This window comes from Aureibaculum luteum, assembly GCF_003449015.1.
Classification (GTDB): domain Bacteria; phylum Bacteroidota; class Bacteroidia; order Flavobacteriales; family Flavobacteriaceae; genus Aureibaculum; species Aureibaculum luteum.
In genome coordinates this window covers 560,509-580,504 of sequence record NZ_QRGD01000003.1, presented here as the reverse complement: position 1 = coordinate 580,504, position 19,996 = coordinate 560,509, and the positions used below count along the sequence as shown (strand labels likewise).

Here is a 19,996-nt window from a genome sequence, read left to right as displayed (position 1 = left end):
ATTAAAAATTATGGAGTTACTTCTTCTATACTTATACTTTCAATCGTTTCGTTTTTACTTTGTCTTCGTAACCACATCTTAAATTTAGTGATTAAAAAAAACAAAATTGGTACTACAATTAATGTTAAAAATGTAGCTACAAATAATCCGTAAATTACGGTCCATGCTAGTGGTCCCCAAAACACAACATTATCTCCACCCATATAAATATTAGGATCAAATTCCTTAAACAAAGTAAAGAAGTTAATATTTAATCCTATTGCTAAAGGTATTAATCCAAGAATTGTAGTAATGGCTGTTAATAATACCGGACGCAAACGAGCTTTACCGGCTTTTACAATAGCTTCATATAAATCATTTGTTTCTAAATAGTCTTCTTTTTCTAAATTAAGGTTGAACTTTTTCCTATCAATAAGGAGTTGGGCATAATCAAGTAACACCACACCATTGTTTACTACAATTCCTGCTAGTGAAATTATACCCACCATAGTCATCATAATTACAAAAGAACTACCTGCTATAACAATACCACCAAATACACCAATAAAACTCAAGAAAATAGCCAACATAATTATCGCGGGTTTAGACACAGAGTTGAATTGGAAAATTAAAATAAAGAATATTAAACCAAGTCCTGTAAAAAAAGCACCGACTAAGAAAGTCATTTGTTTATTTTGTTCTTCAATTTGTCCTGTATAATCAATGTTTATATTCTCTGGTAAATCTTCATAACTTTTCATTTCATTCTGAATTTGAGTTACGATGGCTCCAGCATCTGTGTAACCAGGTGATAGTGCAGAATAAACCGTTACAACACGTTTTGTCTCTTTATGTTTAATAGCACTAAATCCAGAATTATTTTCATATTTTGTTATAGAAGAAATGGGAACACTTTTTATTTGACCTGTATTATCTCTAAAGGTAATATTCTGATTAAATAAGGCACTGGTATTGTATTTATTTTCCTTATTAAAACGTACATAAATATCAAAATCATCACCATCTTCTTTATAAATCCCAGCTTTAGAACCAAAAATGGAATTACGTAATTGTTGTCCAACTTGAGATGCACTAACGCCTAATTCACCGGCTTTCTCTCTATCAACGACTACACGCATTGCAGGTTTGTCTTTATTTACATCAATTTTTAATTCATCAATACCAGAAATATTTTTAGTATTAATAAATTCACGCATGTTTTCTGCAACAGCAATCAATTCATTATAGTCGTTACCTTCAATTTCAATATTAATTGGAGAACCTGCTGGTGGGCCATTGGCATCTTTTTCAACTGAAATTAATACACCAGGATAAATACCAACTAACGCTTTTTGTACTTCTTGACGCAATAATTCACTATCCTCTCCTTGACGGAATTTAAATTCTCTCATTGAAGCTGTAATTTTTGCTTTATGAGGCGTCTCAGCAGCAGAACCCATATCTGTTTGTGCGTTTCCAGCACCAGCACCAACTTGTGATACGGTACTTTCAACCATAAAATTGTGACCATCGGTAGCCAAATACTGCTCTTGATTAAGCGTTTTATAAACTCGATTTTCAATTTCTTTGGTAATGGCATTGGTTTTTGCAATGTCTGTACCTTCTGGATATTCTATATAGACAATGATTTGATTAGGTTTATTATCTGGAAAAAATTCCACCTTGGTACGTTGGCTCGATAATGAAGCACCAAAAGCAACAAATGCAAGTATTAACAATACAAAAGTGCCAATACTTAGTACATAAGGCATTTTACCTGAAAGTGCACCACGAAGCATTCTTTCATACCAGTTCTCTAATTTTACAAGTGTTTTAGTTTGGAAGCTGTTCGCCCATTTACGTAGAAATAATCTGTACACCCAAAGCATAATTGCAGTAAATACCATCAGTGTTCCTAGAGCTCTGTATTCGCCACCGAAAATAATTATTAATGCACCAATTACAGCCATAATAACTGTGGTTCTAATGATTCGATTTAATGGCATGTTTTCATCGTCGATACTCATGAATTGAGAGACTAAAACCGAATTAAAGAAAATGGCTACAAAAAGTGATGATCCCAATACAACAGAAAGCGTAATTGGTAAAATCATCATAAAATCACCCATAATTCCTGGCCATAAACCTAAAGGAATAAAGGCCGCAACTGTTGTTGCTGTAGAAATAATAATAGGGAAAGCAATTTCACCAATACCTTTTTTTGCAGCTTCAATACGACTCATTCCTTCTTCGTCCATGAGTCGGTATACGTTCTCCACTACTACAATACCGTTATCTACCAACATACCTAATCCCATAATTAACCCGAAAAGAACCATGGTATTTAAACTATGTCCCAGAAGTTCTAATATCATTAAAGACATGAACATTGACATTGGAATTGCAAAGCCTACAAAAATGGCATTTTTAAAACCTAAAAAGAACATTAAAACAGTAACTACTAAGATAATTCCAAAAATGATATTATTTACCAAATCATCTACTTGGCCAATTGTTTTTGGAGATTGATCATTGGCAACAGTTACGCTTAAATCTTGTGGGAATACATTTTTTACAGCTTCTTTAACTATAACTTGTATTTGCTCTGCCGCTGCAACCATGTTTTTTCCAGCTCTTTTTTTAACATCGAGCATAACTACTGGTTCTCCATGTTCTCTAGCATAAGTTGTTTTATCTTCTTCTTTAAAACTTATCGCTGCAATATCTTTTAAGTAGATCGCGTGACCATTTTCAGATTTTACTACAAAGTTTTCTAATTCATTAGGATTTTCAATTTCTCCAAGTATTCGTATGGTTCTTCTTTGTCCGCTAGTTATTAAATTACCAGCAGACATGGTAACATTACCACCATTGATGGATCCAATAACATCGTTAAACGTTACTTCAGCCGCCATCATTTTGAAAATGTCTACGGCAACTTCTACCTCTTTGTCTTGTGCTCCACGAATATCTGCTTTTTTAATTTCCTGTATGTCTTCAATTTCATCCTGCAAGTACTCAGCATATTCTTTTAGTTTTTCAATTGGATAATTTCCTGAAATATTAATATTAAGAATAGGCATTTCTTCAGAAAGACTTAAGTCAAATACATCTGGTTCAACTTTTGCCTCATTAAATGTAGGCCAATCTTCACCTGATGTTTCTTGGTCAATTTCGTCTTTTACTTTTTGTTTCGCTTGCTCTACAGTAATGTTCTCATCAAATTCCACAATAACCATTGCGTAATCTTCTTGAGATGTTGAGGTGATTTCAACCACATTACTCACACTTTTTAATCGATCCTCTAAAGGATCCGTAATTAGCTTCTCTATATCTTCTGCAGTATTACCAGGGTAAACAGTACTTACATAAATTTTTGTTTCGTTTACTTCCGGAAAATTTTCTCTAGGCATACTGAAAAAAGCAGCAATACCTAAGTAGAAAATTACAGCAATAAGAACGTACATGGTCGTCTTATTATTGATTGCCCAAGACGATAAACCAAATTCCTTATCGACTATTTTTTTCTTTTTTGTCATCGTTTTTGGTTTAATATTTTATCACTTTTACTGTTTGCCCATCTTTTACACTACGAGCTCCTTCTTTAATAATTTCGGAGCCGCTCTCAATACCTTCAAGTACTTCAATAACATCACCTTGAGTTTTACCAGTTTTAATAATAACTTTTTTAGCGACACCTTCTTCTTTAGCATTTTTATCAATTACAATATAAATATATTGCTCGCCATCAGCATTTTCAGAAATGATACTTTGTGGAATTAACACTGCTTTTTCATTAGTATAATCGTTAATTTTAAGTTTTGCAGTCAAATTAGGTTTGATTGATTTGTCTTTATTAGGTACGGCAACTTCAACTTTGAAGGTTCTATTAGCAGGATTGATAAAATCACCTGCTTGTCGGATAGTAGTTTTTATTTCTTGTCCTAAAACTGGAAAGTTTACAGTAACATCTTTACCTTTAGTAACATTTGATATATAACTTTCAGGAACATCAGTTTCAATATACATATTATCAAGATTAATAATACGCATTAATTGTGATTGGCCAGCTGCTACAACACTTCCTTGTTCTGTGATGATATCATCTATTACACCAGAAAACGGAGCTCTTATATTAGTTTTACCTAATTGTTGCTTCATTTGATTAACAGATTCTGTTTGCGATTCATAAGTTGATTTTGCTTGTAAATATTGAATTTCACTACCAATGTTTTGATCCCAAAGTCGTTTTTGACGCTCAAAAGTCGTTTTTGCTAAATCCGCTTGAATTTGTATTTGTGATAATTGTTGACTTAACCCACCATCATCAACTTTGGCCAATAGTTGGCCTTTACTCACTTTTTGTCCTTCTTTAACATAAATCTTTGAAAGAATGCCATTATATTCAGGATAAATTACTAGAAGATTTTTAGTAGTTACATTCCCTTGAATTTCTAAAACATGATTAAACACTTCTTGCTTTGCTGTAATCGTTGTTATTAGTGGTACATTTTGAACTGTATCTATAGTTGAAATTGCTTCGTCTAACAACTTTATTTTGTCATGTATCGCTTGCTGATCATTTACAAGTTCAGAACGTTTAGCACGTATTTTTTCTAAATTGTTAGTTTCTAAAATATTCTCGACGGTATTCTTACTTTTTTCACCTCCACATGAGACAATTAGAAGTGTAACTATTAATGTTGAAATTATATTTTTCATATTATTTATCTTAGTTGTTTGGTGTATTTAAAATAGTTTCTAGAGCTGCTTTCTCATTAATAACATCAAGCATTGTTTGTAAAAACTCTTGTTGAGCAGCATATAATTGAATTTGTGCTTGTCTTAATTCGAAGCTGGTAGAAATTCCTTCAAAGAATTTTATTTGATTCTTTTTTTCTATGCGTTCTGCCAAGTTTAAGTTTTTCTTTTTGTTTTGATAATCTTCAATTGCAAATTGATAATTACTTTTTGCTGATTCTATTTGTAATAGCAACTGTTGTTCGGTTTCAGTTAAATCATTATTGCTTTTTTCTAAGTTAATTTTGGCACGTTGTGTAGCTGAACTACGCATACCAGAACTAAATATTGGAATATTTAAACTCACTCCGAATAATGAAGATCCAAACCATTGTTGATCACTTTTTGCAAATGAAAAATCTTCACTATAGCCGGTATAACCACCATTAATAAATGCGTTTAAAGTTGGAAGTGCTTTACTTTTTTCAAGTTTAAGTAGTAGCTCTTTTGATGTTTTGTCGTTAAACGCTATTTTATAATCAATGGTGTTTTCTACATTTTCTCCATAATTTAAAAGCTCTAATGATATGTTTTGATTGGTTAAATTTTCTAAATCATCAAGCAAGGTTGTGTTTGTATTCAAATCTAAACCAATTGTTATGTTCAACATTTGATACGCCAAGGTCTTTAACCTTAAAGTATTGTTTAAGTTGCTTTCAACGCCAGATAAGGTTATTTGTAGTTGTTCTACACTTTCTTCTTCTTCTAATCCGTTTTCATAAATTTTAGTAGTTTCATTAAGATTCTTTTGTAAAACAGCTTTGTTTTTTTCTAGTATTTTAACACTTTCTTCGGCTAATAGAACATTACCATATGCATTAATAACAGCTTTTCTAATTTCTAAATCTGTCTTTTCTTTTGCATTTTTTGATATTTCCAAAAATACTTTTGCAGATTGCAACCCTACTAAATAGGAGCCATCAAACAATAATTGTTTTAGAGTTACTGTTGCATCCATAGATTGTTTTGTGCTAAAGACAACTTCAGCATATTCTCCTGCATTTCCTCCAAAAAATTCGGCAGGTATTAATGAGACTTGCTGTTTTAACCAGTTGTTGTAATTTATAGAAGCATCAACTTGAGGTAATCCAATTGCCGTTGTCTCCCATTTTTGCTTTTTTGCAGCATCTATATCCAGCAAAGCATTTTTAGCAGTTCTATTATTCTCTAATGCAAAGTCAATAGCTTGTTGTAAACTAAAACTTTTGGAATTTTCTTGCGAAAACCCATAGGACGTTAATAGAAGGCATACAATAAGTAGTGAAAATTTATTCATTTATATTTGTTGTTTATTGTCAATAATTGTGTTTAAAACCTCTAGGCCTTTAGGTGTGCAAATTCCTCTTAAGTGGTACTCTAAATAATTATCCATAAGTGAACTAATAGGGAATTGCTTGTTTGAAAATAATTCTTGGTTTTTTAAAGAAACCATATTATGAAAATATAAAATTGATATAAAGTCTATATCAATGGAGTCTCTATAAAGTTTTTGAGCTAGGCCTCTTGATAAATTATCCTTAACACAAGTGTCCATTACTTCAAACTGCTTTTTGTTTAAAGCCTTAAAAAGCTTAGGGTAATATTTTTGTAATTGGAATTGAGGAGACGTCTTTTCATCTTTTAGAAAATTCATAACAAAAATTTTTATTTCAAATATTTCGTCGATAGGGTTTTTGTTTAATGCACAAATTCCATTTATTCCACTGCTTATCAAATTATAAGTATGCAATGTTGTCGCTTCAACAAGTTTTGTTTTATTTGCGTAATGCTGATATATGGTTTTCTTTGAAATACCCATTTTATGAGCAATATCATCCATAGTTACGCTTTTGAATCCGTAATTCACAAATAAATCAGTAGCTGTATTTAATATTTTATCCTTCATAATCGCGGCAAAAATACAATACGGAAACTTAATAAACAAAAAAAGTTTCCAAAGTTTTATAAAAATTATTTATTTCTATTTTCTTTTACAAATCATTACGTTATTTTTACAAAAAATATGAAGATTTGGAATTAGAAAGTTATAAAAAGCTGTTTTTAGGGCATTTATCAGATAAAATCGAAGTAAAAGAACCGGTAAATTTATATGAACCTATTTATTATATCCTAAATATAGGAGGTAAGAGGTTACGGCCAGTCATGTGTTTATTGAGTTGTGATATTTTTGGAGGTAAGGTTGAAACTGCTTTAGATGCTGCGTTGGCGATAGAAATGTTTCACAATTTTTCCTTAATTCATGATGATATAATGGATGCAGCTCCTTTAAGAAGAGGAAATGTAACAGTGCATAATAAATGGAATTTAAACACAGGAATATTGTCTGGTGATGCATTGTTGGTTTGGGCTCAGCAATTATTAGAATCTTATGAAGGAAAAACGTACAAAGCATTAAATACATTATTTACAAAAACTGCTTTAGAGGTGTGTGAGGGTCAGCAATATGATTTTGATTTTGAAACTACATTTAATGTGAATGTGAATCAATATATAGCAATGATAACTCAAAAAACAGCAGTATTGGTGGCGGCATCCTTAAAATTTGGAGCCATAATAGCTGGGGCGAGTGATAAGGATTCAAAAAATATTTATAATTATGGTTTGAATTTGGGAATTGCATTTCAATTGCAAGATGATTATTTAGATATATATGCTGAAGAGGATTTCGGAAAACAAAAGGCTGGTGATATTATTGAAAATAAAAAAACGTTTTTATTTTTAAAAACTTTAGAGCTGGCAAATGAAGAAGATAAAGAAAAGTTGATTCGACTTTATAGTACAAAAGAGTATTCTGAGGGTAAAATTGAAAGTGTAATCACTTTATTTGATACTTATAAAATTCCATTATTAATAGAGTTAAAAATTCAAAAATATACGGCTATGGCTATTCAAAACATTGAGAACCTAACTGTTAGTCAAAATAAAAAGTCGAGCTTAGTAAGTTTTGCGAATCGTTTGATGGAAAGAAAAATATAAATGATCAATCAAATTTCGATAAAAGATTGTAAAGTTTGTAAATAAATAGTAATATTGCACTCCAAATTTGGACCCATAGCTCAGTTGGTTAGAGCACCTGACTCATAATCAGGGGGTCGAAGGTTCGAGCCCTTCTGGGTCCACTGTTATGAAATTATATAATGGAAGTTTAAAAGAAATTTTCATTTATTAGGTTCGTTGATTTGTTGAAGTTGTTAGTGGTCTTTTAGAAGTTTCGAGTAAATTTTATGATATCATTAATAAATGTTGGACAAGTTTATTTTAGTTGTAATTTTAAATTCAAACGTTAAAATAAAAGATAGTTAACCAACAAATCCTAAAAAAGAATTTATATATTTGCAATTAATTAACGAGTTTTTCGTTAGTACTTGCAAAAAGGGGAAGTATATGTTAAAAAAGTATTTATTGTTTTTATCATTTGCGTTGTTAGTTTTAACATCAAGCAGTGTATTTGCTCAAGCCGTACCTGAACCAGGAGGAGGGTCAGGAGGATCTGGAGGGCAGGGTGGTCCTCCTAATAATGTTCCTATTGATGGAGGTGTGGGTTTTTTATTGGTTCTTGGTGTTGGTTACGCAGTCAAAAAGTTAAGAAAAGAAGATTAGTTATTATAAGACTTCGTTAATCTAGCTACATATTTTCCTATTACATCAAATTCTAAATTTACCAAATCATTAATTTTTATTGAGCCAAAGTTTGTGTGCATGTGCGTGTATGGTATTATAGCAACACTAAACTTATTTTTATGAGAATTTACTACTGTTAAACTTACTCCATTAATTGTTACTGATCCCTTCTCAATAGTAATATTATCCTTACCTTCATTATACCCAAAAGTGAAAATCCAACTTCCGTTTTGTTCGTCAATAGCAATACACTTGCCTGTATTATCAACATGACCTTGTACAATATGTCCGTCAAGCCTATCACCTAATTTCATTGCTCGTTCTAAATTAACTTTATCATTAACTTTGAGTTTGCATAAATTTGTTTTAGATAATGTTTCGGCTATTGCAGTGATAGTATATGTATTGTTATTAATATCAATCACTGTTAGGCAGATACCATTATGAGCAACACTTTGATCAATTCTTAACTCTTCTGCAATTTTACTTTTTATGGTAATATGAAGATTTGTTTTATCCTTTTTTAGTGCAATAACTTCACCTAAAGATTCTATAATTCCTGTAAACATTTATATTAATTTTAATCAGTACTTTTGTATGCTCAAAAATACGAATTTAATTGCTGCATAAAAACGTATACTTGGCATTTAATTGAAAATAGGAGCAGTAACAATCAACTTAATTAGAACTGTGCTCTGAAAGTTGGTGAAATTTAATGATAATGAAGAAAAATGAAACCATAAAAGTAGGTATTTCAGTTGGGGATATAAATGGTATTGGTATAGAAATAATTTTAAAAACATTTGAAGATCCAAGGATGTTAGAATTGTGTACTCCTATAATTTTTGCTTCCAATAAAATACTTTCAATTCATAAAAAAGAATTGAATATTCATACGCAAACACATGGAGTTGATTCGATTTCTAAATGCGTACCTAATAAAGTTAATTTAGTTAACGTTTGGAAAGAGCAAGTTGAGGTTGAGTTTGGTAAAGAAACTGCGTCAGGGGGTAAATATGCTTTATTGTCATTGCAAGCAGCAACAACGGCCTTGAAGCAAAATGAAATTGACGTATTGGTAACTGCTCCAATAAATAAACATAATATTCAATCTGAAGATTTTAAATTTAGCGGACATACTGAATATTTAGAGGCGAATTTGGAAGGCGAAAGCTTAATGATTTTAATGACCGATGAGTTAAAAATTGGACTCATAACTGGACATATTCCAATACAGAAGGTTGCAGAGACCATTACACAAGAATTAATTGAGTGCAAAGTTAATTTAATGTATAACTCACTTATACAGGATTTTAAAATAAGTAAACCTAAAATTGCAGTGTTAGGGTTGAATCCTCATTGTGGTGATAATGGTGTTATTGGTGAGGAAGATGATTCTGTTATTAGACCAACTTTAGAGAAAATACAGGCAGATGATAAGCTGGTTTATGGACCGTATTCTGCTGATAGCTTTTTTGGGTCAGGGGCTTATAAAAAATTTGATGGTATTTTGGCCATGTATCATGATCAAGGATTGGCACCTTTTAAAACATTATCTTTTGGTAATGGTGTAAATTTTACAGCAGGCTTGAATAAGATTAGAACTTCACCCGATCATGGAACTGCCTTTGAAATTGCAGGAAAAGGTGAGGCTAGCAATAACTCATTTAAAGAAGCTTTGTATACTGCAATGGATGTTTTTAAGAACAGATCGGAGTATAATGAGCTAACTAAAAATAAATTACGCACAAGAAAATAATATTTGTAAAAATTTTATTACATTTGCAGGCTCATTTTTGATGGATGTTATGGAAAAGAAAATGTTTGTTATTCCTTTTAAAGGATTGAAAGAAGCCATTCATAAGTTTGAGTTTCAAATTAATAAGGAGTTCTTTGAGTTTTATAAATATGATGATGTTTGTGATGCTGATATTTTAGTGCAATTAGATTTTAATAAAAAAAGCACTTTAATTGAGCTTAGTTTTAATGCGAAGGGGGTAGTTGAGGTAGTTTGTGATTTAACCAATGAGTTATTTGAACAACCTATAAAAGCGAAGTTAGATTTAGTAGTTACATTTGGTGAGGAATTTAATGATGATGATATTGATATTTTAATATTACCTCATGAAGCTTATGAAGTTGATGTTTCTCAATATATTTATGAAATGATTATATTGGCAATTCCTTCAAAAAAGGTACATCCAGGAGTAAAAGATGGAACCTTGAAGTCGGAAATATTAGATAAATTAGAAGAGTTAAAACCAAAAGAAATAATAAATAATAAAGAAGGTTCTGATCCTAGATGGGATAAATTAAAAGGACTGATAACCGATAAAAAAGTATAAAATGGCACATCCTAAAAGAAAAATTTCTAAGCAAAGAAGAGATAAGAGAAGAACACATTATAAAGCAACAACTCCTCAAATAGCGAAAGACCCAACAACAGGTGAAGCACATTTATTTCACAGAGCTCATTGGCACGAGGGTAAATTATATTACCGTGGTCAAATAGTAATTGATAGTGAAGAAGCTGCTGCATAGTAAAAAAAGTTGAACACAAAAAACCCTCTTTTTTGAGGGTTTTTTTATGTTTATTCGTCAAAAAGAACGAAAACTACGCTAATTTTGATAAAAGGCGAAATAAATTTCATTACATTTGAAAACTGTTTTATCAAAAAAAATACCTACTAAAACAAACATATGACTAAAATTACTGCTGCAATTACAGCTGTTGGAAAATATGTTCCCGATCATGTACTAACAAATAAAATGTTAGAAAGCATGGTGGAGACGAATGATGAATGGATAACGACGCGTACAGGAATAAAAGAACGCAGAATTTTAAAAGAACCAGGAAAAGGGACGTCATTTTTAGCAATAAGAGCTGCTGAAGATTTAATTGCTAAATCTAATTTAGATCCTAAAGAGATTGATTTAGTAATTGTGGGAACGGCAACACCAGATATGCAAGCAGCATCTACAGCAGCTTTTGTAGCTTCAGAAATTGGAGCAACAGAGGCTTTTTCATTTGATCTAGAATCTGCTTGTTCTAGTTTTTTATATGGAATGTCTACTGCATCTAGTTATATTGAAGCGGGTAGGTATAAAAAAGTATTACTTATTGGTGCAGATATGAACTCTTCAATGATTGATTATACTGACAGAATTACTTGTATTATTTTTGGTGATGGGGCAGGGGCCGCCTTATTTGAGCCTAATACAGAAGGTTTAGGTTTGCAAGATGAATATTTGCGAAGCGATGGAAGTGGTAGAGAGTATTTAAATGTTGCAGCAGGTGGTTCAATTTTACCAGCTACTGAAGAAACTGTTAAAAATAAACAGCATTATGTGCGTCAAGAAGGGAGAACTGTATTTAAATTTGCAGTATCAAATATGGCTGATGTAAGTGAAAAGATATTAGAAAGAAATAATTTAACCAAGGAAGATGTTACTTGGTTTGCACCGCATCAAGCAAATAATAGAATTATTGAAGCAACGGCCAATAGAATTGGATTGGACATGGAAAAAGTAATGGTTAACATCCATAAATATGGGAATACGACTTCTGCTACATTGCCATTGTTGCTAGCTGATTACGAAGACCAACTCCGTAAAGGAGATAATATAATTTTTGCTGCATTTGGAGGTGGTTTCACATGGGGAGCTATCTATTTAAAATGGGCATACAACTCAAATAACTAACTATAAAATCTAAATAAAATGGATTTAAAAGACATACAAAACTTAATTAAGTTTGTTGCTAAATCTGGTGCAAACGAGGTTAAGCTTGAAATGGAAGATGTTAAAATAACCATTAAAACAGGAGCTGAAAAAACGGAAACAACTATCGTTCATCAAGCACCAACGGCACCTGTGCAACTAGCTCAAGCACCTGCACAAGACATATCAGCTGTTCCAGTTCAACCTGTGGCAGCGGTAAATGAAGATGATAAATATTTAACAATAAAATCTCCTATCATAGGAACTTTTTATAGAAGACCTTCGCCTGATAAGCCAATTTTTGTTGAAGTTGGTAGCAATATAAATGAAGGTGACACGGTTTGTATAATAGAAGCTATGAAACTTTTTAACGAAATTGAATCTGAAATTTCAGGTAAAATTGTTAAAATTTTAGTAGATGATTCATCTCCAGTAGAATTTGATCAACCATTATTTTTAGTTGATCCATCATAACAATTGAAAATTCCAATCAATAAAATCCTAAACCCAATTATTTGGAATTTGGTGCTTGGAAATTGAATTTTTAAAATGAAAAGTTATGTTTAAAAAAATACTTATAGCAAATAGAGGAGAGATTGCACTACGAATTATACGTACTTGTAAGGAGATGGGCATTAAAACGGTAGCCGTATATTCAACTGCAGATGCTGAAAGTCTACATGTTAGATTTGCAGATGAAGCCGTTTGTATCGGTCCACCTGCTAGTAGTGAGTCTTATCTTAAAATGTCAAATATAATGGCAGCGGCAGAAATTACAAATGCTGACGCCATACACCCTGGTTACGGATTTCTATCTGAAAATTCTAAATTTTCTAAAATGTGTGCAGAACACGATATTAAATTTATCGGAGCTTCACCTGAAATGATTGACAGAATGGGGGATAAAGCATCTGCCAAAGCGACAATGAAAGAGGCTGGTGTGCCTTGTGTTCCAGGTAGTGATGGAATTATTGAAGATTTTGAATCTTGCGAAAAAATAGCAAAAGAAACAGGTTATCCTGTGATGCTGAAAGCAACTGCCGGAGGTGGAGGAAAAGGAATGCGAGCTGTTTGGAAAGAAGACGAATTGAAAAAAGGATGGGATGATGCTAGACAAGAAGCTAAGGCTTCTTTTGGTAATGATGGCATGTACATGGAGAAATTGATTGAAGAACCACGTCATATAGAAATACAGATTGTTGGTGATTCTTATGGTAAAGCTTGTCATTTGTCAGAAAGAGATTGTTCAATTCAGCGACGTCATCAAAAATTAACAGAAGAAACTCCTTCGCCTTTTATGACAAAGCCTTTACGTAAAAAAATGGGAGAGGCTGCAGTTAAAGCGGCTGAATATATAAAGTATGAAGGTGCAGGTACAATAGAATTTTTGGTAGATAAACATAGAAATTTCTATTTTATGGAAATGAACACACGAATTCAAGTTGAACATCCAATTACTGAACAAGTTATAGATTTTGACTTAATTCAGGAGCAAATTTTAGTTGCGGCTGGTGTGCCTATTTCTGGTAAAAATTATATGCCAAAATTGCATTCAATAGAATGTAGAATAAACGCTGAAGATCCGTTTAATGATTTTAGACCTTCTCCAGGTAGAATTACAACATTGCATTCACCAGGAGGACATGGAGTTAGACTTGATACGCATGTTTATGCGGATTATGTTATACCACCTTATTACGATTCAATGATTGCGAAGTTGATTACTACTGCTCAAACAAGGGAAGAGGCAATTAACAAAATGAAAAGGGCTTTAGATGAATTTGTTATTGAAGGCATTAAAACTACAATACCTTTTCACAGACAATTGATGGATCATCCAGACTATTTAGCGGGTAATTATACCACTAAATTTATGGAAGACTTTAAGATGATAGAAAAATAGATTTTTTTTACAATTACAAATCCCGATTTAATTATCGGGATTTTTTTTACTTATTTTTTATATCTACTAATGATTTTCTTTACTTTTGATTGAAAATTATAATGAGATGAAGGAAAAGGACTTACATATTGACGGAATTGACAAGATTATTCTTAAAAATTTAATGGAAGATGCTAGAGCTCCAATATTGAGTATCGCTAGAGAAGTGGGTATTTCGGGAGCTGCAATTCATCAAAGGTTGAGAAAGTTAGAGAAATCAGGGCTGATCGTTGGGTCAAAATTTGTTATAAATCCCAAAATACTTGGTTATAAAACCCTTGCATTTGTTGGTATTTTCTTAGATGCAGCAAGTACGTATAAAGAAGCCCTAAAAAGATTAAAGGAGATTGATGAGGTTGTAGAAAGTCATTATACAACGGGTAATTATGCTATTTTTGCTAAAGTTTTATGTAAAGACAATGAGCATTTAATGGAGGTGTTGAACAAACAAATACAGGGAATAAAAGGGGTTTCTAGAACTGAAACTTTTATTTCTCTTGATCAGCAAATTGAAAGGCAGTTAAAAATATAGCTTTAGATAAATAATATGATTCAATAAAAAAAGGCAATTTTTCATTTGATGAAAAATTGCCTTTTAGTTTTTTTTTAATATTGGTTAGTCTCTATTTCCTAAAATTTGTAGACCCCAATATAAAAGCATTGCCAAAGAACCTAATGCGGCAACTAAATATGTTCTAGCAGCCCATTTTAAAGCATCTTCAGACCCTTTATATTCTTCTTGACTTAACATGTTTTTATTCTTTAGCCATGCCAAAGCACGATTACTAGCGTCATATTCAACCGGAAGTGTAATAAAACTAAAAATGGTTCCTAAGGCCATAAACGCTAGGCCTGCGACAGCGATATAGAAACCTATTCCACCTGCGGCACCACTAGTAGCTGCACCTAAAATGATACCACCAATAACCATATATTGTGAAAATTTGGAAGTGATATTAACAGCTGGTACTAATTTAGAACGCATAGTTAACCATTGGTATGCTTGAGCGTGCTGTACGGCATGTCCTACCTCATGTGCTGCAACTGCAGCAGCAGCAGCATTACGCTGATTATAAACTCCTTCACTCAGATTTACAGTTTTCTTTACAGGGTTGTAATGGTCAGTAAGCATACCAGATGTTGAAATAACTTCAACATCTCTAATACCATGATCTGCTAACATTTTTGTTGCTATTTCAGCACCACTCATACCATTTCTGAGTTGTACCTTTGAGTAATACTTAAATTTACTTTTAAGCTTATTGCTTATCAGCCAGCTCACTAGAGAAATTGCACCTATTAATATATAAAATCCTATCATAATTGTTTATTCGTTTAATTTAATCACTTATTTTTGTTTAAAGGCATAACCCCTATTTTACTTAATCCTTATTGATGGGATTAATATTGCATAAAAATATGCAATATTAATAATATGCATATCATAAAGTATTCCAATTTCTTAATTAATCTAAAAAAAGTAGTTTTTAAGAGGAAATATTCACCAAATTAATATTTAAGATGACAATATGACAAATAAGCCGGAGATATTATTAATTTATACTGGAGGTACTATAGGTATGGTAAAAGATTATGAGTCTAATGCTTTAAAGGCATTTGATTTTAATCATCTATTTGATAAAATACCGGAGTTAAAGCAATTGAATTGCAATGTTGAAAGTGTTTCTTTTGAAGAGCCAATGGATTCCTCAAATATGAACACTGATTATTGGGTTGACATTCTTGAAATAATTGAAGAAAATTATCATAAAAAAGATGGTTTTGTAGTACTGACCGGTTCAGATACGATGTCATATACGTCATCTGCCATTAGTTTTATGATAGAAAACCTATCGAAACCTGTAATTTTTACAGGTTCACAGTTGCCAATTGGTGATTTACGTACCGACGCTAAAGAGAATTTAATCACAGCGATTCAAATAGCAGCGGCTAAAAATAATGATAACGAACCTATAGTTACTGAAGTAGGATTGTATTTTGAATACAAATTATATAGAGCAAATAGAACTACTAAAATAAATGCAGAGCAATTTGAGGCTTTCGCATCCGCTAATTATCCGCCAATTGCTGAAAGTGGTGTGCATTTGAAGTTTGAAAATCATCTATTATTGAAGCCAGACAAGAATAAAAAGACGTTATTTAGAAAAAAACTAGTCAATGATATTGTTATTTTAAAATTGTTTCCTAGTATTACCAAAGAAGTTGTAATGGCTATTTTAGAGATTCAAAATTTAAAAGGTGTTGTCTTAGAAACTTATGGTTCGGGTAATGCACCAACAAATTTATGGTTTTTGTCCCTATTGAAAAATGCAATTGATAGAGGAATTCATATTGTAGATGTCACACAATGTGTAGGAGGTAGTGTAATTTTGGGTCAATATGATACAAGTGTTAAGCTAAAACAATTAAATTTAATTAACGGAAAAGACATAACAACAGAATCAGCAATTGCCAAATTAATGTATCTTTTAGGTGAAAAGATAGCACCAGAAAGCTTTAAAAATGTTTTTGAGACCTCTTTAAGAGGAGAAATGAGCTAAATTATAGCTAAATAATTTTTTCACTTAAAAAAAAAATGTTTTATTTGACATCCACAAAAAAAAATAATTATCTTTGATGGAGAGGTGGCCGAGTGGTTTAAGGCGTACGCTTGGAAAGCGTATTTATGAGAAATTGTAACAAGGGTTCGAATCCCTTTCTCTCCGCAAAAATGTTGTGGATAATAAAAAAAAATTATATCTTTAACCCGTTAACTAAATTAATAATTAAGAATCAAACAATGAAAAAACTACTTACTATCCTTGCAATCACAGGATTATTATTTCTAGGTACAGTACAAAGCAGTCATGCATTAACAACTGTTCAAACTGAGCAAGCAGATGAAGCTGCTGCAGAGAGTAAAACATTTCACCAAATTTTAAAGCAACGCTTTATTGAAGGTGGACCTTTCTTTATGGGAATTGTACTAATAGCCTTAATTTTAGGATTAGCAATTGCAATTGAAAGAATTATATATTTAAATATGGCCAGTACCAATACTAAGAAATTGGTAAACAACATAGATGAAGCTTTGTCTTCTGGAGGTGTTGAAGCTGCTAAGGAAGTTTGTAGAAATACAAAAGGGCCTGTTGCCTCTATATTTTATCAAGGTTTAGATAGGATGGATGAAGGTGTAGAACAAGCAGAAAAAGCAGTTGTAAGTTATGGAGGAGTTCAAATGGGCTTACTAGAGAAAAATATTTCTTGGTTGTCTTTATTTATTGCTTTGGCACCGATGCTTGGTTTCATGGGTACTGTAATTGGTATGATTGGAGCATTTGACTCGATTCAAGCAGCAAATGACATTTCTCCTGGTGTTGTAGCCGGTGGTATTAAAGTAGCACTTTTAACTACAGTATTTGGTTTAGTAGTGGCTATTATTTTACAAATTTTTTATAATTATATTATTTCTAAAGTAGATAGTATTGTAAACAGTATGGAAGATGCTTCTATATCTTTAATAGATTTATTAATCAGACACAAAAAATAACCATGGATAAATCAAAAATAGTAACTATCGTAACTGCTGTTTTAGGATTAATTGGTGTGTTTTTCTTGGTCAGAATTATAATGGTTGGGGAAGAAGCAATTAAGACTGACGCAGCCGTTCAAGGTGGCATAGTAGATCCGCTTATTACATTTTCAAATTTTTTATTGATTGCAACTATCGTAATTACAATAGTGTTTTCAGTTCTAAACTTAATAAAACATCCAGAAGCTCTTAAAAAGACTTTAATCGTATTCGGTGTATTTTTAGTTTTGTTTTTAATAGCATATTTTACTGCAGGAGACGACTTGGCTACAGATGCTCAGGGTAATGCTCTTGAAATAAAAGATATGTCAGATAAAATTTTAACTGGCGAAGCTGCAACATCATTGACTAAAAAAGTAACTGCCTTAATCAACTTTACTGGAATTTTAGGGGTAATAGGTTTACTTACAATCGGATGGGGTTTTGTTAAATCAATAGGTAAATAAATATATTATGGCAAGAAGAGACACACCTGAAATTAATGCAGGATCTATGGCAGATATTGCATTCTTGTTATTAATATTCTTTTTGGTAACAACTACTATGGATACTGATATTGGTATTTCGCGTAAACTACCGGAAAAGCAAGATCCTAATGTAGTGCCGCCTATACTTAAAGAAAAGAATGTATTTGAAGTTAACGTTAATCGAAATGATGAAATTTTGGTTGAAGGAAATGAATATATGCAAGTAAAAGACCTAAGAGAGGCCGCAATAAAGTTTATTGATAATGGAGGTGGTACAGCTGCAGACCTACAAAGTGCAGGTTTATCAGTTTGTTCTTGGTGTGAAGGTGATAAAGATCCATCATCATCAGATCATCCGAAGAAAGCTGTAATTTCATTACAAAGTGATCGAGGTACATCTTATGCGATGTATGTCGCAGTACAGAATGAACTTGTTGGGGCATATACTGACCTTAGAAATAAATATGCTAAAAAGAAATTTGGACGTTTATTTGATGACTTGACTGGAAAACAGCAACAAGAGATAACTACGAATATATATCCTCAAATCATTTCTGAGGCAGAACCTACTAAATAAATAAAATATGGCTAAATTTGGAAAGAAGAAAAAAGGATTGCCGGCTGTAAATACAGCTGCTTTGCCTGATATCGTTTTTATGTTGTTATTCTTTTTTATGGTAACTACTGTAATGCGAGAAACGGAATTAAAGATCCAGAATCCTAAATTACCATCTGCTGATCAAGTAAAAAAACTTGAAAAAAAGAGTTTGGTAAGTTATATTTATGTCGGTAAGGCAAAAGATAAGACGCCAGGTGATAAAATTCAATTAAATGATCGTATTTCAAGTGTAAGTGATATTCAAAGTTTTATTTATTCGGAACGAGCTCAGCATTCTGAACAAGAAATACCACTTTTAACAACTTCTATTAAAGCTGATAGAAAGTCTAGCGTTGGTACTATAACTGATATTAAGTTACAATTGAGAGATGTAAATGCATTAAAAATTAATTATTCTACCACAAAAGGTAGTGCATTGGATAATATTAAATAAATAATATATATTATATAATTTTAAAAGGCAATCTGAAAAGATTGCCTTTTGTTTTTTATATTTGTTTAAACTGTTAGGTCGTAATAAAACGGCTTTGTTACTTTTTTGTCTAAATGATTTAATTTTACTAAATGAAAAAATGCTTTTTATTTTTCTTTATGATAAGTGGCTTACTTTCAGCACAAAACAATACCAAAAAAGATAATGATACAATAATAGATAGCCATTATTTAGAAGATCAAATCTATATTGGTCTTTCTTATATGCTAATGGACAAGTTACCAGATACAATATCTAGTAATGGTTTTTCTAATAGTTTAACTTTAGGTTTTATTAAAGACATGCCATTAAATGAAAGAAGAAATTTAGCTTTAGGCATTGGTTTGGGTTATGGACGGCATACTTACTATCAGAATTTAAAAATTACCAGACCTAATAATGTTACAGCGTTTGATGTTGCCACAGACTTTAAGAGTAACAAGTTTTCTATACATGCTTTAGAGATTCCATTAGAGTTACGCTGGCGTACTTCTACAATGGATAATTATAAGTTTTATAGAATTTATTTTGGAGGTAAATTAAGTTATGCTATTGCTACTAATTCAAAATATAAAGAGGACGGTAACATTATAAAAGTTAATGGAATTGATGAAATTAATAAACTTCAATATGGTTTGTCCCTTTCAATGGGTTATGGAACATGGAACCTAAACGTCTATTATGGGCTATCAGATATATTTTCTGATGCAACATTACTAGAAGATACTCCAATTAAAATTAGAGACTTTAGGGTTGGTCTTATTTTTTATATACTTTAAAAAAT

21 protein-coding genes and 2 tRNA genes are annotated in these 19,996 nt (G+C 31.7%); 17 read left to right on the top strand and 6 right to left on the bottom strand.

The genetic code is table 11. From position 1 onward, the window contains the following. Window positions 1-8 precede the first annotated feature (8 nt). From D3P13_RS10775 to D3P13_RS10760, 4 genes are read right to left on the bottom strand one after another with little or no spacing between them, the layout of a single operon-like run. Window positions 9-3,518, bottom strand: coding sequence for an efflux RND transporter permease subunit (locus D3P13_RS10775; RefSeq protein ID WP_117882198.1), 3,510 nt, complete (start codon window positions 3,516-3,518; stop codon window positions 9-11). A 10-nt stretch (window positions 3,519-3,528) separates the two neighbouring features. Then, window positions 3,529-4,701, bottom strand: a complete 1,173-nt coding sequence (locus D3P13_RS10770; protein WP_117882196.1) for an efflux RND transporter periplasmic adaptor subunit — start codon at window positions 4,699-4,701, stop codon at window positions 3,529-3,531. Window positions 4,702-4,711: 10 nt separating this feature from the next. Next, window positions 4,712-6,055 (bottom strand): TolC family protein, encoded by a 1,344-nt coding sequence (locus D3P13_RS10765; RefSeq protein ID WP_117882194.1) that lies wholly within the window; start codon window positions 6,053-6,055, stop codon window positions 4,712-4,714. Further along, window positions 6,056-6,664: a TetR/AcrR family transcriptional regulator gene (locus D3P13_RS10760; protein WP_117882192.1), complete on the bottom strand. Its 609-nt coding sequence runs from the start codon at window positions 6,662-6,664 to the stop codon at window positions 6,056-6,058. Between the two features lie 125 nt (window positions 6,665-6,789). On the opposite strand from D3P13_RS10760, the gene D3P13_RS10755 reads away from it, so the two are divergent. From D3P13_RS10755 to D3P13_RS10745, 3 genes are all read left to right on the top strand, one after another. Beyond that, window positions 6,790-7,755: a polyprenyl synthetase family protein gene (locus D3P13_RS10755; protein WP_117882190.1), complete on the top strand. Its 966-nt coding sequence runs from the start codon at window positions 6,790-6,792 to the stop codon at window positions 7,753-7,755. Between the two features lie 69 nt (window positions 7,756-7,824). Beyond that, window positions 7,825-7,898, top strand: a tRNA-Ile gene (locus D3P13_RS10750). Between the two features lie 265 nt (window positions 7,899-8,163). Beyond that, window positions 8,164-8,379, top strand: coding sequence for a PID-CTERM protein-sorting domain-containing protein (locus D3P13_RS10745; RefSeq protein WP_117882188.1), 216 nt, complete (start codon window positions 8,164-8,166; stop codon window positions 8,377-8,379). Here the strand turns inward: D3P13_RS10745 and D3P13_RS10740 are convergent. After that, window positions 8,376-8,969, bottom strand: a complete 594-nt coding sequence (locus D3P13_RS10740) for a riboflavin synthase (RefSeq protein ID WP_117882186.1) — start codon at window positions 8,967-8,969, stop codon at window positions 8,376-8,378. The two genes, D3P13_RS10745 and D3P13_RS10740, sit on opposite strands and share 4 nt — an antisense overlap. A gap of 152 nt (window positions 8,970-9,121) precedes the next feature. On the opposite strand from D3P13_RS10740, the gene pdxA reads away from it, so the two are divergent. The 7 genes from pdxA (at window position 9,122) to D3P13_RS10705 (ending at window position 14,594) form a co-directional block, all read left to right on the top strand. Then, a complete protein-coding gene (pdxA, locus tag D3P13_RS10735; protein ID WP_117882184.1) occupies window positions 9,122-10,159 on the top strand; it encodes a 4-hydroxythreonine-4-phosphate dehydrogenase PdxA in 1,038 nt (345 codons plus the stop codon). A 49-nt stretch (window positions 10,160-10,208) separates the two neighbouring features. Next, window positions 10,209-10,745 carry a YceD family protein gene (locus D3P13_RS10730; protein ID WP_117882277.1) on the top strand — a complete coding sequence of 179 codons (537 nt, stop codon included), beginning with the start codon at window positions 10,209-10,211 and terminating at the stop codon, window positions 10,743-10,745. A gap of 1 nt (window position 10,746) precedes the next feature. Further along, window positions 10,747-10,941, top strand: a complete 195-nt coding sequence (gene rpmF / locus D3P13_RS10725; RefSeq protein WP_117882182.1) for a 50S ribosomal protein L32 — start codon at window positions 10,747-10,749, stop codon at window positions 10,939-10,941. Window positions 10,942-11,100: 159 nt separating this feature from the next. Then, the gene (locus tag D3P13_RS10720) at window positions 11,101-12,102 is read left to right on the top strand and encodes a beta-ketoacyl-ACP synthase III (protein ID WP_117882180.1); all 1,002 of its coding nucleotides are present in this window, start codon (window positions 11,101-11,103) and stop codon (window positions 12,100-12,102) included. 18 nt (window positions 12,103-12,120) lie between these two features. After that, a complete protein-coding gene (gene accB, locus D3P13_RS10715; protein WP_117882178.1) occupies window positions 12,121-12,594 on the top strand; it encodes an acetyl-CoA carboxylase biotin carboxyl carrier protein in 474 nt (157 codons plus the stop codon). A gap of 85 nt (window positions 12,595-12,679) precedes the next feature. Next, complete coding sequence (gene accC, locus D3P13_RS10710; protein WP_117882176.1) at window positions 12,680-14,023, top strand: acetyl-CoA carboxylase biotin carboxylase subunit; 1,344 nt, start codon at window positions 12,680-12,682, stop codon at window positions 14,021-14,023. Between the two features lie 106 nt (window positions 14,024-14,129). Beyond that, the gene (locus tag D3P13_RS10705) at window positions 14,130-14,594 is read left to right on the top strand and encodes an Lrp/AsnC ligand binding domain-containing protein (protein WP_117882174.1); all 465 of its coding nucleotides are present in this window, start codon (window positions 14,130-14,132) and stop codon (window positions 14,592-14,594) included. A gap of 84 nt (window positions 14,595-14,678) precedes the next feature. Here the strand turns inward: D3P13_RS10705 and D3P13_RS10700 are convergent, their stop codons facing one another. Beyond that, window positions 14,679-15,383, bottom strand: a complete 705-nt coding sequence (locus tag D3P13_RS10700) for a zinc metallopeptidase (protein ID WP_117882172.1) — start codon at window positions 15,381-15,383, stop codon at window positions 14,679-14,681. Window positions 15,384-15,591: 208 nt separating this feature from the next. On the opposite strand from D3P13_RS10700, the gene D3P13_RS10695 reads away from it, so the two are divergent. From D3P13_RS10695 to D3P13_RS10665, 7 genes are all read left to right on the top strand, one after another. After that, window positions 15,592-16,623 carry an asparaginase gene (locus D3P13_RS10695; RefSeq protein WP_117882170.1) on the top strand — a complete coding sequence of 344 codons (1,032 nt, stop codon included), beginning with the start codon at window positions 15,592-15,594 and terminating at the stop codon, window positions 16,621-16,623. A 78-nt stretch (window positions 16,624-16,701) separates the two neighbouring features. After that, a tRNA-Ser gene (locus D3P13_RS10690) sits at window positions 16,702-16,788 on the top strand. 74 nt (window positions 16,789-16,862) lie between these two features. After that, complete coding sequence (locus D3P13_RS10685; RefSeq protein WP_117882275.1) at window positions 16,863-17,612, top strand: MotA/TolQ/ExbB proton channel family protein; 750 nt, start codon at window positions 16,863-16,865, stop codon at window positions 17,610-17,612. Between the two features lie 2 nt (window positions 17,613-17,614). Beyond that, complete coding sequence (locus D3P13_RS10680) at window positions 17,615-18,100, top strand: hypothetical protein (protein WP_117882168.1); 486 nt, start codon at window positions 17,615-17,617, stop codon at window positions 18,098-18,100. A 7-nt stretch (window positions 18,101-18,107) separates the two neighbouring features. Beyond that, window positions 18,108-18,698 (top strand): ExbD/TolR family protein, encoded by a 591-nt coding sequence (locus tag D3P13_RS10675; protein ID WP_117882165.1) that lies wholly within the window; start codon window positions 18,108-18,110, stop codon window positions 18,696-18,698. A 7-nt stretch (window positions 18,699-18,705) separates the two neighbouring features. Continuing rightward, window positions 18,706-19,173 carry an ExbD/TolR family protein gene (locus D3P13_RS10670; RefSeq protein WP_117882163.1) on the top strand — a complete coding sequence of 156 codons (468 nt, stop codon included), beginning with the start codon at window positions 18,706-18,708 and terminating at the stop codon, window positions 19,171-19,173. A gap of 131 nt (window positions 19,174-19,304) precedes the next feature. Further along, window positions 19,305-19,991: a porin family protein gene (locus D3P13_RS10665; protein ID WP_117882161.1), complete on the top strand. Its 687-nt coding sequence runs from the start codon at window positions 19,305-19,307 to the stop codon at window positions 19,989-19,991. The last annotated feature ends 5 nt before the right edge of the window (window positions 19,992-19,996 follow it).

Excerpts from the sequence above, each read along its gene's own strand:
- D3P13_RS10775 (WP_117882198.1), bottom strand. The coding sequence starts at position 3,518 with ATGACAAAAAAGAAAAAAATAGTCGATAAGGAATTTGGTTTATCGTCT.
- D3P13_RS10770 (WP_117882196.1), bottom strand. The coding sequence starts at position 4,701 with ATGAAAAATATAATTTCAACATTAATAGTTACACTTCTAATTGTCTCA.
- D3P13_RS10765 (WP_117882194.1), bottom strand. The coding sequence starts at position 6,055 with ATGAATAAATTTTCACTACTTATTGTATGCCTTCTATTAACGTCCTAT.
- D3P13_RS10760 (WP_117882192.1), bottom strand. The coding sequence starts at position 6,664 with ATGAAGGATAAAATATTAAATACAGCTACTGATTTATTTGTGAATTAC.
- D3P13_RS10745 (WP_117882188.1), top strand. The coding sequence starts at position 8,164 with ATGTTAAAAAAGTATTTATTGTTTTTATCATTTGCGTTGTTAGTTTTA.
- D3P13_RS10740 (WP_117882186.1), bottom strand. The coding sequence starts at position 8,969 with ATGTTTACAGGAATTATAGAATCTTTAGGTGAAGTTATTGCACTAAAA.
- pdxA (WP_117882184.1), top strand. The coding sequence starts at position 9,122 with ATGAAGAAAAATGAAACCATAAAAGTAGGTATTTCAGTTGGGGATATA.
- D3P13_RS10730 (WP_117882277.1), top strand. The coding sequence starts at position 10,209 with ATGGAAAAGAAAATGTTTGTTATTCCTTTTAAAGGATTGAAAGAAGCC.
- rpmF (WP_117882182.1), top strand. The coding sequence starts at position 10,747 with ATGGCACATCCTAAAAGAAAAATTTCTAAGCAAAGAAGAGATAAGAGA.
- D3P13_RS10720 (WP_117882180.1), top strand. The coding sequence starts at position 11,101 with ATGACTAAAATTACTGCTGCAATTACAGCTGTTGGAAAATATGTTCCC.
- accB (WP_117882178.1), top strand. The coding sequence starts at position 12,121 with ATGGATTTAAAAGACATACAAAACTTAATTAAGTTTGTTGCTAAATCT.
- accC (WP_117882176.1), top strand. The coding sequence starts at position 12,680 with ATGTTTAAAAAAATACTTATAGCAAATAGAGGAGAGATTGCACTACGA.
- D3P13_RS10705 (WP_117882174.1), top strand. The coding sequence starts at position 14,130 with ATGAAGGAAAAGGACTTACATATTGACGGAATTGACAAGATTATTCTT.
- D3P13_RS10700 (WP_117882172.1), bottom strand. The coding sequence starts at position 15,383 with ATGATAGGATTTTATATATTAATAGGTGCAATTTCTCTAGTGAGCTGG.
- D3P13_RS10695 (WP_117882170.1), top strand. The coding sequence starts at position 15,592 with ATGACAAATAAGCCGGAGATATTATTAATTTATACTGGAGGTACTATA.
- D3P13_RS10685 (WP_117882275.1), top strand. The coding sequence starts at position 16,863 with ATGAAAAAACTACTTACTATCCTTGCAATCACAGGATTATTATTTCTA.
- D3P13_RS10680 (WP_117882168.1), top strand. The coding sequence starts at position 17,615 with ATGGATAAATCAAAAATAGTAACTATCGTAACTGCTGTTTTAGGATTA.
- D3P13_RS10675 (WP_117882165.1), top strand. The coding sequence starts at position 18,108 with ATGGCAAGAAGAGACACACCTGAAATTAATGCAGGATCTATGGCAGAT.
- D3P13_RS10670 (WP_117882163.1), top strand. The coding sequence starts at position 18,706 with ATGGCTAAATTTGGAAAGAAGAAAAAAGGATTGCCGGCTGTAAATACA.
- D3P13_RS10665 (WP_117882161.1), top strand. The coding sequence starts at position 19,305 with ATGAAAAAATGCTTTTTATTTTTCTTTATGATAAGTGGCTTACTTTCA.